The organism is Stenotrophomonas terrae (genome assembly GCF_039674165.1).
Lineage (GTDB): Bacteria > Pseudomonadota > Gammaproteobacteria > Xanthomonadales > Xanthomonadaceae > Stenotrophomonas > Stenotrophomonas terrae_A.
In genome coordinates this window covers 40182-54908 of record NZ_JBDJMY010000029.1, presented here as the reverse complement: position 1 = coordinate 54908, position 14727 = coordinate 40182, and the positions used below count along the sequence as shown (strand labels likewise).

The 14727-nt window shown below is 66.0% G+C and carries 10 protein-coding genes; 6 read left to right on the top strand and 4 right to left on the bottom strand.

The features are described from left to right. Nucleotides 1-132: 132 nt before the first annotated feature. Nucleotides 133-648: a Dps family protein gene (locus ABE493_RS13170; RefSeq protein WP_346499368.1), complete on the bottom strand. Its 516-nt coding sequence runs from the start codon at nucleotides 646-648 to the stop codon at nucleotides 133-135. Nucleotides 649-817: 169 nt separating this feature from the next. Between ABE493_RS13170 and hrpA the strand changes: the two genes are divergently transcribed. Beyond that, nucleotides 818-5014 carry an ATP-dependent RNA helicase HrpA gene (gene hrpA / locus ABE493_RS13165; RefSeq protein WP_346499364.1) on the top strand — a complete coding sequence of 1399 codons (4197 nt, stop codon included), beginning with the start codon at nucleotides 818-820 and terminating at the stop codon, nucleotides 5012-5014. A gap of 9 nt (nucleotides 5015-5023) precedes the next feature. Here the strand turns inward: hrpA and ABE493_RS13160 are convergent, their stop codons facing one another. Continuing rightward, nucleotides 5024-5539 (bottom strand): DUF4124 domain-containing protein, encoded by a 516-nt coding sequence (locus tag ABE493_RS13160; protein ID WP_346499363.1) that lies wholly within the window; start codon nucleotides 5537-5539, stop codon nucleotides 5024-5026. 85 nt (nucleotides 5540-5624) lie between these two features. Beyond that, nucleotides 5625-6140: a hypothetical protein gene (locus ABE493_RS13155; RefSeq protein WP_346499362.1), complete on the bottom strand. Its 516-nt coding sequence runs from the start codon at nucleotides 6138-6140 to the stop codon at nucleotides 5625-5627. Between the two features lie 61 nt (nucleotides 6141-6201). Between ABE493_RS13155 and ABE493_RS13150 the strand changes: the two genes are divergently transcribed. Beyond that, entirely contained in the window at nucleotides 6202-8358 is a 2157-nt protein-coding gene (locus ABE493_RS13150; RefSeq protein WP_346499361.1) for a RelA/SpoT family protein, read from the top strand. 13 nt (nucleotides 8359-8371) lie between these two features. Beyond that, nucleotides 8372-9919, top strand: coding sequence for a hypothetical protein (locus ABE493_RS13145; RefSeq protein WP_346499360.1), 1548 nt, complete (start codon nucleotides 8372-8374; stop codon nucleotides 9917-9919). Nucleotides 9920-10086: 167 nt separating this feature from the next. On the opposite strand, the gene ABE493_RS13140 is transcribed toward ABE493_RS13145, so the two are convergent. Then, a complete protein-coding gene (locus ABE493_RS13140; RefSeq protein WP_346499359.1) occupies nucleotides 10087-11547 on the bottom strand; it encodes a PLP-dependent aminotransferase family protein in 1461 nt (486 codons plus the stop codon). Between the two features lie 255 nt (nucleotides 11548-11802). Between ABE493_RS13140 and ABE493_RS13135 the strand changes: the two genes are divergently transcribed. Genes ABE493_RS13135 through glyA form a run of 3 tightly spaced genes read left to right on the top strand, consistent with a single transcriptional unit; the run spans nucleotide 11803 to nucleotide 14643 of the window. Continuing rightward, nucleotides 11803-12618, top strand: coding sequence for a YggS family pyridoxal phosphate-dependent enzyme (locus tag ABE493_RS13135; RefSeq protein ID WP_430980780.1), 816 nt, complete (start codon nucleotides 11803-11805; stop codon nucleotides 12616-12618). Further along, nucleotides 12615-13385, top strand: a complete 771-nt coding sequence (locus tag ABE493_RS13130) for a glutamine amidotransferase (protein ID WP_430980779.1) — start codon at nucleotides 12615-12617, stop codon at nucleotides 13383-13385. Before ABE493_RS13135 ends, ABE493_RS13130 begins: the two co-directional genes overlap by 4 nt. Next, on the top strand, nucleotides 13378-14643 hold the full coding sequence (gene glyA, locus ABE493_RS13125; protein WP_346499366.1) for a serine hydroxymethyltransferase: 1266 nt from the start codon (nucleotides 13378-13380) through the stop codon (nucleotides 14641-14643). The genes ABE493_RS13130 and glyA overlap by 8 nt, the downstream gene beginning before the upstream one ends. Nucleotides 14644-14727: the final 84 nt, after the last annotated feature.

Here is a 14727-nt window from a genome sequence, read left to right as displayed (position 1 = left end):
GCCGAGCCATGCTCGGCAGAGGCCTTCCCGGGAAAGCCCATGCCGAGCATGGCTCGGCACTACAGAAGACGCTGCGATCCTTCTTGAGCAACGCCCCCTTGAGTCAAGGGGGCGTGCCGAAGATCGGGGGTCTTACTGCAGCAGCGAACGCAGCATCCAGGCGTACTTTTCATGGATCTGCAGGCGCTGGGTCAGCAGGTCCTCGCTGGGGGCGTCGTCGGCGTCATCGGCCTGGTCCAGCACCTTGCGTGCGGTGCGGCAGACCGCTTCGTTGCCGACCACCAGCTGGCGCACCATTTCACGCCAATCGGCGCTGTCGTTCAGGCCCGGCTCTTCCGGGATCGAGGTCAGCGCTGCGAACTCGCGGTACGAACCGGGGGCGTTGAAGCCCAGGGCGCGGATACGCTCGGCAATCTCATCCAGGGCGTTCCACTGCTCGGTGTACTGGTCCATGAACATGTTGTGCAGCGAGTTGAACATCGACCCGGTGACGTTCCAATGGAAGTTATGGGTCTTCAGGTACAGCGTGTAGGCATCGGCCAGGAAGTGTGAAAGCCCATCGGCGACCTTCTTGCGATCCGTGTCCTTGATCCCGATATCAACACCGGGCGCTGAAGGCGCGGCGGCGGCCAGTTTCTTCTTCCCCATTTCCGTCTTGCTGGCGGTTGCTGTGGCTGCCAGCTTCTTCTTTCCGGCTTCTGGTTTGTTGCTGTTCTTGGCTTTGGCCATGACGCTTTCCTCCGTGGCGGGTTGAATGGCTTCACAATAGCGCTATGGGCACCTTACCTGCATTTCAAGTTTTCACGTTGAACGATTGATGAGCACTATCGAAAAAGATCCATCGGCGCGCCTGCGCGCTGCCCGCGCGGCGGTTGACGGGGCGATGAGCCGTGACCGCGGCCGCCTGCTTGGGCTGCTGTCGCGCTGGCAGGGCAAACCGGCCGATGCCGCCGCCGAGCAGGCCTTCCAGCAGCTGCTGGACCGTTCGCGGGCGCAGCGGCAGCAGCGCGCTGCGCGGCCGATAGCGATCAGCATGGACGAAGCGCTGCCCATCGCGCGCGAGGCCGAGCAGATCAGCGCGCTGATCCGGGCCCACCAGGTGGTGGTCATCGCCGGCGAAACCGGCTCCGGCAAGACTACCCAGCTGCCCAAGTTGTGCCTGGCCGCAGGCCGTGGTGAAGCCGGCATGATCGGCTGCACCCAGCCACGTCGTATCGCCGCCCGCGCGGTGGCCACGCGCGTGGCCGAGGAGCTGCAGACCGAGCTGGGAACGGTGGTCGGTTACCAGGTGCGTTTCACCGACAAGGTCGGCGAAGACAGCCGCATCAAGTTCATGACCGACGGCATCCTGCTGGCCGAGATCGCCTCGGATCGCTGGTTGTCGCGCTATGACACCTTGATCATCGACGAGGCGCACGAACGCAGCCTCAACATCGACTTCCTGCTCGGCTACCTGAAGCAACTGCTGCGCAAACGCCCCGATCTGAAACTGATCGTGACCTCGGCCACCATCGATACCGAACGGTTCTCGCGCCACTTCGACAATGCGCCGGTGGTCAATGTCGAAGGCCGCACCTATCCGGTGGAAGTGCGGTACCGGCCGCTGGATGAGATGGGGAAGAGCGCGGAAAGCGCCGCTGCACCGGCACGTGGCAAGCGCGTGGAAGCGGACAGCGAATCGGCGATGGATCCGGTTTCGGCCATTGTTGCCGCCGTTGATGAAATCACCCGCAGCGATGCGCGCGGCGACGTGCTGATCTTCCTGCCCGGTGAACGCGAGATCCGCGATACCCACCAAGCGCTCGAACGCCGCAAATACCGCGAAACCGAGGTGCTGCCGCTGTATGCGCGGCTGTCGGCCAAGGACCAGGACCGGGTATTCAACCCCGGCCCGAAACGCCGCATCGTGCTGACCACCAACGTCGCCGAAACCTCGCTGACCGTGCCGCGTATCCGCTACGTGGTGGATCCCGGTTATGCGCGGGTCAAGCGTTACAGCCCGCGGCAGAAGCTCGACCGCCTGCATATCGAGCCGGTATCGCAGGCCAGCGCCAACCAGCGCAAGGGCCGTTGCGGCCGTATTTCCGAGGGCGTGTGTTATCGGCTGTATTCGGAGGCGGACTTCCTGAGCCGGCCGGAATTCACCGATCCGGAAATCCGCCGTTCTTCGCTGTCTGGCGTGATCCTGCGCATGTTGCAGCTTGGGCTGGGCAGCATCGACGACTTCCCGTTCCTGGAAGCACCGGACGAGCGTGCCGTGGCCGACGGCTGGCAGCAGCTGGTCGAGCTCGGCGCGATTGACGAGCAGCGCAAGCTCACCGCCATCGGCAAGCAGATGGCGCGTTTGCCGGTGGATGTGAAGCTGGCGCGCATGCTGGTGGCCGCGCAGAAGAGCGGTTGCCTGCGCGAAATGCTGGTGATCGCTTCTTTCCTTGGCATCCAGGATCCGCGCGAGCGGCCACCGGAGGCGCGCGAGGCGGCTGACAACGCACACACCTTGTTTGCCGATGCGCGCTCCGAATTCATCGGCATCCTGCGGCTGTGGAATGCCTACCGCGACGCCCACGAAGAACTCACCCAGTCCAAGCTGCGCGACTGGTGCGGGCGGCACTTCCTTGGCTTCCTGCGCATGCGCGAATGGCGCGAGCTGCATCGCCAGCTGCGGCTGCTGTGCGAAGAGCTGGGCTGGGCAATGGGCGAGGACGAGAATTTCGGCAAGGCGCTGTTGTCGGCACCGCCAGCCCTGCCGGCGGGCGGCGACAGCGAAGCCAAGCGCAAGGCCACGCGTGGCGAACAGCACAAGGCGGCGCGGTTGGCCCGCGAGGGCGCAACGCCGGCGGCGGTCGCTGCCGCCGCGCCACCGCCTGCTGGCAAAAACGCGCGCAAACCCGACGCTGCTCCGGCAGCCAATGCCATTCCCGACAAGGTACGCATCGCCGCTTACCAGACATTGCATCGGGCGGTGCTGGCCGGCTTGCCCACCCAGGTTGGCCATCGCACCGAGAAAGGCGATTTCCAGGCCCCGCGCCAGCGTCGCTTCCATCTGTTCCCGGGCTCGGCACTGGCCAAGCGGCCGCCGCCGTGGGTGCTCAGCGCCACCTTGCTGGATACCCAGCGCGTCTGGGGCATGACCAATGCATCGATCGAGCCGGACTGGGTGATTGCCGAGCTGGAGCATCTGCTGGCGCGCAAGCACTTCGACCCGCATTGGTCGCGTGCGCAGGGCCAGGTGCTGGCTTCGGAGCAGATCAGCCTGTTCGGGCTGGTGCTGGCGCCGAAGAAGCCGGTGCATTACGGCCGCATCAATCCGGGCGAGGCCCACGACATCTTCGTGCGGCAGGCCTTGGTGACCGGCGAGATCAATACCCGTGCCGGCTTTGTCGCCGACAACATCAAACTGCTGGAACAGGCGCGCGAAGAGGAAGCCAAGCTGCGCCGCGCCGGTATCGTGGCCGACGAGGATTGGCAGGCGCGCTGGTACCTGGACCGGGTGCCGCCGCATATCCATTCGGCCAATCTGCTTGATGGCTGGTGGAAGGCCTTGCCGCCGGAACAACGGCGCAGCCTGCAGTGGTCGTTGACCGATCTGCTGCCGGGCGAGGGCAGCGAGCAGGATCGTTATCCGAAGTATTTCCCGCTGGGCGATGCACGGCTTGCCATGCACTACCGCTTCGAACCGGGCAGCGAGGAGGACGGCGTCACCCTCGATGTGCCGCTGCATCTGCTCAATGCGCTGGATCCGGCGCGGCTGTCGTGGCTGGCACCGGGTTTTGTCGCCGACAAGGCCTCGGCGCTGATCCGCAGCCTGCCCAAGGCGATGCGCCGCAACTATGTGCCGGCCCCGGATTTCGGGCGCGCGTTTGCCGAAGCCTGGCTGCAGCCTTCGGCCGATGACATCCGCGGCGAGCTGGCGCGGTTCCTGTCCAAGGCCACCGGTGCGGTGGTCGCGGCCACGGATTTCGACGTGGACGCGCTGGAGCCGCACCTGCGCATGAACCTGCGTCTGTTCGAAGTGACACAGGCGGCGCGGCGCGACAAGGAAACTGCCACCAGCGAAAAGGCTGGCATGAAGCTGCTGGCGATGTCGCGCGATCTGGACGCCTTGCGCGCCCGCTTTGGCGAGCGCGCCGGCAGTGCGTTCGCCGCGCGGGCGGGTGCAGCGCTGGCGGCCGAGGGGCTGCGGGAGTTTCCGGCCATTGCCATTCCCGAGCAGGTGCCGGGTGAGGCGGGCGTACCGGCCTATCCGGCGCTGGTGGATACCGGCGATGCCGCCGCGTTGCGCATCTTCGCCGACCGCAACGAAGCCGCGCTTGCACACCCACAGGGCGTGCGCCGGCTGCTGGAAATCGCCCTGGCCGACAAACTCAAACATGCGCGTAAGCAGCTGCCCGTGTCGCCCAAGACCGGCCTGCTGTACGCAGCCATCGAGTCACAGGAGCGGCTGCGTGGCGATCTTGTCGATGCCGCGCTGAACGCGGTGCTGGCCGATGGCCTGGACGCGATCCGCACACCGGAAGCATTCCAGCAACGCTGCGCCGATGCCGGCAAACGCTTGTTTGGCGAGGCGATGGAGCGGCTCAAACTGGCTGAAAGCATCCTCGGTCTGGTTGGCGAACTGAAGCCGCAGCTGGAGTCGCCGCTGATGGGCTGGGCGCGCGGCAATCTGGACGATATGCAGGCGCAGTTGGCCGGTCTGGTGCATGCCGGCTTCCTGCGTGAGACACCGGCCGACGCACTGGCACAGTTCCCGCGCTACCTGAAGGCGATGATCCTGCGTGCCGAACGGGCCAAGCGTGATCCGCCGCGTGACCAGGCGCGCATGCTCGAACTCAAACCCTTCGTCGATGCCTTGCAGGAAGCGCGCGTGCAGGGCCTGGCCGAGCGCCCGCAATGGGCGGCGCTGCGCTGGGATATTGAAGAACTGCGGGTATCGCTGTTCGCCCAGGAGCTGGGCTTCCGTTCCGGCATTTCGGCCAAGAAGCTGTCCCAGCGGGTGGCGGCACTGCGCAGCTGAGGGCTGCGCTCAGCGGGTAATCGCCGCCTCCGGGCGGTGTTGCTGGATGCAGGCGCGGCGGGCGGTGTTCATCTGCGTATGCGCCGAGGCGTGTTCGCGGCTGATGGCCTGGCGGAAGGTTGCCATCCGCTGCCGCAGTGCCTGGCTGCGTTCGGCGTCCGTAGCCTGGGCCAGTTGTTCGCTGAGCGAGCTCATCTGCTGCTGCAGGGTGCCGACGCGGTCATTGGAAGAACCGTAGATGGATGCGGTAGCCGTGCTGATGCAGCTGCGTTCGGCTTCAAGCGCTTCAGCCGGGCTGCCGCTGGCTGCTGGAGCCGCAGCCGTTGCCGGTTGGCCTTCTGCGCTGCTGGCCGCGCTTGCGGGAGTGGCGGCGGCCTGCTCGCGCAGCTTCATCGGTTCGGCGCGGGCATCGCAGGGATGTTCGGAATACATGGTTTCGCCGGACTTGCCCTTGCACTTGTAGACCTGTGCGGCAGCGCTGGCCGGGAGTAACAGCAACAACAGGGGCAGGACGATTACACGCATGGGGCAGCAGGCTCGCAAGTTCGATGGCGGGAGGCAACCGCCCCGGCGCTCATGACCGGGGCAGGGCAGGCGCGGTGGTGCGCGCTTACTTGGTACGGCGAACCTTGGCGCGGGTATTGAGCCCGTCCACCTGCAGGTACCACACGTTCATCAGGCCGGGGGTGATGCGCACGCTGGGGGCCTGCTTGCGCACGCCGCCGACGCTGGTGTCATCGGTCTGTTCCCAGATCTGGCCGTTGCCCAGCGTGTACTGGCGGCCCTTGCTGAAGCCACGGAACTCGCCTTCCAGGGTGGCTTCGATCGGATCCTTGGAGCCGAAGTCGGAGAAGCCGCGGTTCTTGACGATCACTTCCTGGCGGCCTTCTTCGCGCGCCTGTTCCACGGCAACACTGGCGGCCTGCGCCACCTTGCCCTGCAGCCAGTTGTTGAGGGTGACCAGTTCTTCCGGGCTGAGCTTGTTCAGCCCGGCTGCGTTGAACTCGGCGGCGGACATCTGCTGCTGCAGATCGCCCTGCACCACGCGCTGGGCGTGTGCATCGATGAAGGGGTACGACGACAAAGCGGTGACGGCAAGCAGGACAGCAAGGCGAGGCAGCTTCATGAATATTGTTCCCAGAGAGGGTGGGCGCTAGTGTAGGGGCATCTGCCTGTAATTGAATGCTGTGAACAGTTCCCCCACCCCCGGCCTGGATGCGCTGCTGCAGCGCTCCTCAACCCGTGCCCTGTCCGCGCCGCTGCGTCAGGCCCTGCTGGCCTGCTGGCAGCAGCCGGACATGGATGTGTCACCGCGCCTGCCCTGGCCGGTGCTTGCCGATACCCTGGATTCGCTGGCGCTGCTGTCGGCGGACGAAAGCGTGATCGTCGCCGCCCTGCTGTTTGACCTGCCCGGCCTGCGGGCCCACATCGCTGCGTTGCCGCTGGGTGCGGCCGCGGTGGCGGTGAATGGGTTACTGGACGGCCAGGAGGCTGCCGACCAGGTGTGGGCGCTGCATGCCGGGCGTGATGCCGGGCGCAACAGTGAAGGCCTGCGCCGCTTGCTGCTGGCGATCATCCACGACCTGCGGGTGGTGCCGATCCTGCTGTCACGGCAGCTGGCCTGCATGCGGGCGGCCGACAGACTGGTGGACGAAGAGCGTCGCGCGCTGGCCCAGCTGACCCGTGACATCCACGCGCCGCTGGCCAACCGGCTCGGCATCTGGCAGCTGAAGTGGGAGCTGGAAGATCTGGCGTTCCGCTTTCTGGAACCGGAGACCTACCGCCATATCGCCCGCGAGGTGGACGAAACCCGCATTGCCCGCGAACGCTATGTCGAGGCGGTGAAGAAGAAGCTGTCGGCGGCATTGGCCGAACAGGGCATCCGTGGCGAAGTCAGCGGCCGGCCCAAGCACATCTACAGCATCTGGCGGAAAATGCAGAAAAAACAGCTGGCCTTCGAGCAGCTGTATGACCTGCGCGCGGTGCGGGTGATGGTCGACGATGTGGGCGCCTGCTACGCCACGCTGGGCGTGGTGCATGCGCTGTGGACGCCGATTCCCAGCGAGTTCGACGATTACATCGCACGGCCCAAGGCCAATGACTACCGCTCGCTGCATACGGCGGTGATCGGCCCGGAAGGGCGCACCATCGAGGTACAGATCCGTACCCACGAAATGCATGCCCAGGCCGAGTTGGGCGTGGCCGCGCACTGGAAGTACAAGGAAGGCGGCAAGGGCGGTGAGAAGGCCTTCGATCGCAAGATCACCTGGATGCGGCAACTGCTGGAGCAGGCCCAGGACCCGGGTAGCCCGGACGACCTGGCCGGTGCGCTGGATGCCGAGCTGGTCGAAGACCGGGTGTATGCACTGAGCCCAAAAGGCGAGGTGATGGACCTGCCTGCCGGTGCCACGCCGCTGGATTTCGCCTACCACGTGCACACCATGGTCGGACACCGCTGCCGTGGCGCAAAGATCAACGGCCGCATCGTGCCGCTGACCTACCGCCTGCGCAGCGGCGACCGCGTCGAGATCCTCACCGGCAAGGAAGCTGATCCCCGCCGCGACTGGTTGTTGCTGTCCAATGGCTTCCTGGCCAGCGGCCGCTCGCGCGAAAAGGTGCGCAACTGGTTCCACAAGCTGGACCGGGCACGCAATGTGCAGGCGGGCCGCGAGCTGCTGGATCGCGAACTGAAGCGCTTGGGCCTGCAGCAGTCCGATCTGATGGTGGCCGCGCGCAAATTCCACGCCGACAGCGTGGACGATCTGTACATCCAGGTGGCGCTGGGCGATACCGGGCCCAACCAGGTCAGCCGGGCTCTGCTGGAGGCGGAAAAAGCCGCATCGCAGCCGGCAACGCCGGTGTTGCCGCGGCCGACCGCCCGCCGCGGCAGCATCGGCAAATCCGATTTCACCGTGCAGGGCGTGGGCAACCTGCTGGTGCAGCTTGCGCGCTGCTGCCAGCCGGTGGCGGGCGAGCCGATCACCGGCTATCTCACCCGCACCCGTGGCGTCACCGTGCATCGCATGGATTGCGCGGCGCTGGCGCGTTTGTCGGCGGCGCACCCGGAGCGGGTATTGCCGGTGGAGTGGGGCCGTACCGGTTCCGGCTATGAGGTGGATGTGATGGTGCGCGCGGTGGACCGGCGCTGGTTGTTGAAGGACATCACCAACCTGATCGCGCAGGAAGATGCCTATGTGCTGGAGATCAACAGCGACAACCTGCGTGAGAGCGGGCGCGTGCAGTTGCGCCTGCGTTTGAAGGTCAGTGACTACGGCCAGCTGTCCACCCTGCTTGGAAAACTTGATGCATTGCCCGGCGTAGACGATGCGCGAAGGCTGGGATAGGTAAGCTTGGCGCATGGAGAACTGGCGTCAGCGCGGCCAACAGGGATTGGAAACATTCGGCGACAAGCTGCGGCTGTACGGGCGCTGGTGGGTGGCGCGTGGCTGGAACAGCCCGCGCGCCTGGCGTTCGATCGCCATCGGTGTGGCTGCTTTGGCGCTGGTATTGGCCTTGTTCCGGCAGCCGCTGGCCGATTGGTTGTGGCCGGAGACCAAGATCCAACAATTGCTCGATGATGGCCGTTCGGCGCTGCGCGACGGGCGTTTGAGTGCCGCCGATGGTCGCGGCGCACGCGAGTTGTTCGAGGCAGCCGCCGCGCTGGATCCGGATCGCAGTGACATCCGCAACGCCTTGGCGCAAACCGCGCAGGCGGCATTGGCGCAGGCGCGCAGGCAGTTGGCGGCCGGTGATCGTGAGGCTGCCACGCGCAGTCTGGCGCTGGCCCGGCAGCTGCAGGCGCCGTCGGCCGATATCGACCCGCTCGCCGCCAAACTGCAGCAGGCGGTACGCGGACCGGACGGTATCGAACAGCTGCTGCAGCAGGCCGAGGCGGCGCAGGCGCAGGGTCGGCTGGACGATGCGGCGGACGCGGCCTTGCCGTTGTATCAGCGTGTGCTGGCGCTGCAGCCGGACAAGATGCAGGCCCTGGAAGGACGCGACGAGGTGTTGTCGGACCTGCTGACCCAGGCGACGCGGGCAGCGGACCGGGGCGACCTGGCCGCCGCGGCGGCCTTGTTGCAGCGGGTTGAGCGCTATGACGCCGGCCACGCCAACCTGCCGGCGGTCAAGGCGGTGATGAACGCCGCATTGGAGCAGCGCCGGCAACAGGGTGAGCGCGATCTTGCGCGTGGTCGCCTGCAACGCGCAGCCGACGCGTTCGAGCAGGTGCTGGCGGCGGGCGAGGACCCGGCGGCCCGCCAGGGCCTGCAGCGCATCGCCCTTGCGCAGGTGCAGGAAGCGCTGCGGTTGACCGCGGATTTTCAGTTTGAACCGGCCGAACGCGCCCTGCAGCACGCGCGCGAACTTGCCCCGGACAGTGCCGAAGTCAGTGCGGCCGAACAGGTACTGCAACGCACCCGTCAGGCCCGCCAGGCGATGGAAGCACCGGGCACCGGCGTTGAGCGCGAGCGACGCCTCAAGGCCCTGCTCAAACAACTGGACGAGGCCGAAGCGCGGCAGGAATGGCTGTTGCCACCGGGCAGCAGCGCCTATGACCGCTTCAAGGCAGCGCAGGCACTGGCGCCGCAGGACGCGCGGGTCAAGCGTGCGGCCGCACGGATTCTTCCGGCGGCCCGCAGTTGCCTGGACGACAACCTGCGCGGCAACCGGCTGCGCGCGGCACGCACCTGCCTGGATGCCTGGCAGGCACTGGCCTCGACCGATCCGGCGCTGGCCCCGGCGCGGCGCCGGCTGGCCCAGCGTTGGCTCGCCGTTGGCAGCGAACGCCTGGGTGGCGGCGATACCACCTTTGCCCAACAGGCCCTGGCACAGGCACGGCAGATAGATCCGGCCACACCGGAAATCGCCAGTTTCAATGAGCGCGTGCGCAACGCCCTGCGCTGACCGCGCCGCCGGCCAGATCGGCCCCGGCATGATCGACCGGCCTGCACGGCTCCTGTAGTGCCGAGCCATGCTCGGCAGGAGCTTTCCCGGCAAAGCCCAGCGCCCTACGCCGACGCTATGACTTAAGCGCACTGCGGCAACGTATTAGATGCGGCAGACATGGGCCTTCAGGGCGCCAATCCCCGCAGCACCTGGGCGAGCTTTTTCACCGCGACCTCGAGCTCAGCCGGCGCATGCGCTGCGAATCCCATCAGGAAGCCGGCGTTCGCCTGTTTGCTGCGAGCGTGCAGGCCGCTCAGCCCGAGCAGCTCGATGCCAGCCCGGCGCGCGGCTTCGATAGCTGCCTGCTCGGGAATGTCGCGGATGAAAACGCAGGGCATCTGCATGCCGCCGTCGGGCACGCGTGGTTCGACGAAATCCTTCAGATGCCTGCGCACCAGCGTTGCCAATACATCGCGGCGTTCGCAATAGATCGCCCGCATCGCACGCACGTATGCGCCGAAATGCCCGCCCTCCATGAAGCGGGCCAGGGTCAACTGCGGAATGGGAGCGCTATGCCCATCCAGCAACGTGCGCGCGGTGGTCATTGGCGCGAGCAGTTGCGCCGGCAACAGCATGAAGCCGATGCGTAGGCCGGGAAACAGGGATTTGGTGAAAGTGCCGATGTAGATCGTGCGTTGGTGGGGATCCAGTCCCTGCACGCAGGCGGTCGGCCGGCCGGCGTAGTGGAACTCGCTGTCGTAGTCGTCTTCGATGATCCAGGCTTGGTTCTGCCGGGCCCACTCGATGATTTCCAGCCGCCGCTGCAGGGCCAGGGTTGCGCCGCTGGGGAACTGGTGCGAAGGCGTGAGATATACCGCCCGTGCCGATGGAGTAGCGTTGCGTAGCAGGTCCACACGCATGCCTTCGGCGTCTACCGGAACCGGCACGCATTCCAGGCCGGCGGCCTCGAACGCCTTGCGCGCGCCATGGTAGGCAGGGTCTTCCACGAAGATGCGTTCGCCGGCATCAAGCAACACGTGCGCGCACAGGTACAAGGCCTGCTGCGAACTTGTCAGCACCAGCACGCGCTCGGCGCTGGCGTGGGCGCCGCGCTCCAGGTTGACGTAGTCGGCAATCGCGCTGCGCAGCGGCGCCACGCCCTGCGCCGGGCTGTGCAGCAGGGCGGCGCTGCCCCATTCCTTCAATACCTGGCGCTGCAGTCGTTCCCAGGTGGCCAGCGGGAAGTTGCGCGTTTCCGGTACCCCGGGGACAAACGGGCGCGGCGCCGGGAAATCACGTATCCCGCCGTTGCGGTACAGGCTGGCGCCGCGCTGGCTCAGCCGTAGCGGCTGCGGCGCGGCAGGGGAACGGCGTGTGGTGCCGCGCCCGCCCAGCCGTCGGGCGCCCGCTGCAACGAAGCTGCCACTGCCACTCCTGCGGTCGATGAAGCCCTCGGCATGCAGCTGGCCGTAGGCCGCCTCCACTGTGTCGCGGGACACGCCCAGCGACGTCGCCAGTGCTCGCGAAGCCGGCAACGCGCTGCCGGCATCCAGCGCCCCGTCGAGGATCAGCTGGCGCACGGCGCGCTGGATGCGGACGTGCAAGGGCAGCCCGCGCTGCGCCGGGTCCAGGATCCAGGCTTTCACCGACTCAAGTTGGGCGTGCTTGAACAATTGGTCTGCCAGATGTCGAAAAAGTGGATGGGAATGGCAGTCCATTCTAGACCTATAAAAACAGACTCAGCCAGCGCCCCACGCCGCGCCAGGAGTCGTGATTTCCCATGTTCTCTTCCCCTGCTTGCCTGCGCGTCGTCGTGCGGGTCGTTACTGGACCATCTGCAGCCCGGCGGCTGCAGTGTCGGCCGTGGTTGGATGTCAGTGCCGACAGCTGGGAGCAGGCCCATGTCTGAGTCATCACAAACGATGACCTCGCACGCGCGCCACGGGCGCTATCCGCAGGCGCGGACAGTGGACGATTTCCGCCACAACCTCGCTGCGGTGAGGGCACGCATGGATGCTGCCTGCCTGCGTGCGGGTCGTGACCCGGCGCAGGTGCGCCTGCTGCCGGTCAGCAAGACCAAGCCGGAGGCCAGCCTGCGCCTGGCCCATGCCGCAGGCTGTTGCCTGTTTGGCGAGAACAAGGTGCAGGAGGCGGCCGGAAAGTGGCAGGCAATGCAGGACCTGGGCGGTTTGCAATGGTCGATCATCGGCCATCTGCAGACCAACAAGGCCAAGCAGGTGGCGCGCTTGGCCAGTGAGTTCCAGGCACTGGACAGTCTGCGTGTTGCCGAAGCACTGGAGCGCAGGCTGCAGATTGAAGGCCGTTCGCTGGATGTCTATGTGCAGGTAAACACCTCCGGCGAAGCCAGTAAATATGGGTTGGCACCGGACGCTGTCCTGGCGCATCTGCGTGCGCTCGGCGCCTACCCGGCGTTGCGCGTGCGGGGGCTTATGACCTTGGCTGTGTTCTCGGCCGAGGCCGAACGCGTGCGACGCTGTTTCATCGGCTTGCGCGCGCTGCGCGACAGGCTGCGTCAGGACGCGCCAGCGGCGGTGGGTCTGGATGAATTGTCGATGGGCATGTCGGGCGATTTCGAGATCGCAATCGAAGAGGGGGCCACGGTCGTGCGTGTGGGACAGGCAATCTTCGGTGCACGACCGCTGCCGGACAGTCACTACTGGCCTGCCGACGCCACGGCGACGGAGCCGAAACGATGAAGACCGCCGTCGCCATCCGCACGGTGTATTTCGAGGGCCTGGGCAGCCTGCAGCCGCTCCTGCAGCAGCGCGGTTATCGCGTGCGCTATCTGGATGTGGCCAACGATGATCTGCGCGCGGTGGACACGGCGGATCTGCTGGTGGTGCTGGGTGGGCCCATTGCAGCCTTCGATGAGCAGGCCCATCCCCATCTGTTGGATGTGCTGGCGCTGATTGAGCGGCAGCTGCGGCAGCAGTTGCCTTTGCTTGGTATCTGTCTGGGCGCGCAGTTGATTGCCCGCGCGCTGGGCGCGCGCGTGACCAGCATGGGGGTCAAGGAAATAGGCTTCGCACCGCTGACGTTGACTGCGCAGGGCAAGGCATCACCGCTGGCCGCGCTGGGGCAGGTTGCTGTGCTGCACTGGCATGGCGATCGTTTCGACATTCCCGCCGGTGCCCGCCACTTGGCGGGAACGCCGCTATGCGCAAACCAGGCCTTCAGTCTTGGCCTGCATGTATTGGCACTGCAGTGCCATCTGGAAATGCAACCGCAGCAGATCGAACACTGGCTGCTGGGCCATGCCTGTGAGCTTGCTCAGGCCGGTATCGACCCGCGCGCAGTGCGCAGGCAGGCAGAAGCCGCCGCGTCGGTATTGCCACGGGCGGCGCAGGCGGTATTCGGGTTGGCTGGATGCGCTGCCACCGCAGCCAATGCGGCCTGCCGGATCAGCAGCGGATGCCGCCCCGCCAACAGACAATTTCAACCCAGGAGCCACCGCCATGTATGACGCATCGCCCGCACTCGTCGACTTCGATCCCGAGCTCGCCTCTGCCTTGCTGGCCGAACAACAACGCCAGCACGATCACGTTGAGCTGATCGCTTCGGAGAACTATGCCAGTCCGCTGGTGATGGCGATCCAGGATTCGGTGTTCACCAACAAATATGCCGAGAGTTACCCGGGCAAACGTTATTACAGTGGCTGCGAGAACGTTGATGTAGCCGAACGCTTGGCTATCGAGCGGGTGAAGCAGCTGTTCGATTGCGACTACGCCAACGTGCAGCCACATGCCGGTGCGCAGGCCAACGCCGCGGTGTTCCTGGCCTTGGTCGAACCGGGCGATACGGTGATGGGCATGAACCTGGCGCAGGGCGGGCATCTGACCCACGGCAATCCAGCGAATTTTTCCGGTCGCCACTATCGGATCGTGCCCTACGGACTTGATCCGCAGACTGGATTGATCGACTACGAGCAGATGGAACGTATCGCGCTTGAAACCCGGCCGAAACTGCTGATCGGCGGCTTCTCGGCGTATTCACGACACAAGGACTGGGCGCGCATGCGCGCGATCGCCGACAAGGTCGGGGCGGTGTTCTGGGTGGACATGGCACACGTGGCGGGGTTGGTCGCGGCTGGTGAATATCCGGACCCACTGCCGCACGCGCACGTGGTGACCAGTACCACCCACAAGACCCTGCGCGGGCCGCGCGGCGGCATCATCCTGAGCAAGGGGCAGGATGCGGCGTTCAACAAACGGTTGGACTCGGCGGTGTTCCCGGGTATCCAGGGCGGGCCGCTGATGCAGGTGATCGCGGCCAAGGCGATCGCGTTCAAAGAGGCGCTACAGCCGGAATTCAAACGCTACCAGCGGCAGGTGATCGACAATGCACGGGCGATGGCGACGGTGCTGCAGCAGCGTGGTTATCGCATCGTTTCCGGTGGCACCGACAACCACCTGATGCTGATCGACCTGTCCAGCAAGCCGTTCACCGGCAAGGATGCTGACGCTGCGCTTAGTCGCGCGTGGATCACCGCCAACAAGAACTCGGTGCCCAACGACCCGCGCTCGCCGTTCGTGACATCAGGGGTGCGGATCGGCACACCGGCAGTGACGACGCGGGGCTTTGGCATAGCCGAATGCGAACAGCTGGCGGGCTTGCTTGCTGATGTATTGGACGGACTGGAGGCCGGGGCGTTGGAGCAGGTCCTTGGCCAGGTGCGGGCACAGGTGTCCACGCTATGCCGCCGTCACCCGGTGTATCGCTGACAAGGGCGAGGTTTGCGCAGGCTGCCGGATCAGACGATTACGTCTGATCCGGTCATGAGCGGATGCCGTGCTGTGCATGCTTGA

Bases quoted from the DNA above. Each gene is read 5' to 3' on its own strand.
- ABE493_RS13170 (WP_346499368.1), bottom strand. From the start codon at position 648: ATGGGGAAGAAGAAACTGGCCGCCGCCGCGCCTTCAGCGCCCGGTGTT.
- hrpA (WP_346499364.1), top strand. From the start codon at position 818: ATGAGCACTATCGAAAAAGATCCATCGGCGCGCCTGCGCGCTGCCCGC.
- ABE493_RS13160 (WP_346499363.1), bottom strand. From the start codon at position 5,539: ATGCGTGTAATCGTCCTGCCCCTGTTGTTGCTGTTACTCCCGGCCAGC.
- ABE493_RS13155 (WP_346499362.1), bottom strand. From the start codon at position 6,140: ATGAAGCTGCCTCGCCTTGCTGTCCTGCTTGCCGTCACCGCTTTGTCG.
- ABE493_RS13145 (WP_346499360.1), top strand. From the start codon at position 8,372: ATGGAGAACTGGCGTCAGCGCGGCCAACAGGGATTGGAAACATTCGGC.
- ABE493_RS13135 (WP_430980780.1), top strand. From the start codon at position 11,803: ATGTCTGAGTCATCACAAACGATGACCTCGCACGCGCGCCACGGGCGC.
- ABE493_RS13130 (WP_430980779.1), top strand. From the start codon at position 12,615: ATGAAGACCGCCGTCGCCATCCGCACGGTGTATTTCGAGGGCCTGGGC.
- glyA (WP_346499366.1), top strand. From the start codon at position 13,378: ATGTATGACGCATCGCCCGCACTCGTCGACTTCGATCCCGAGCTCGCC.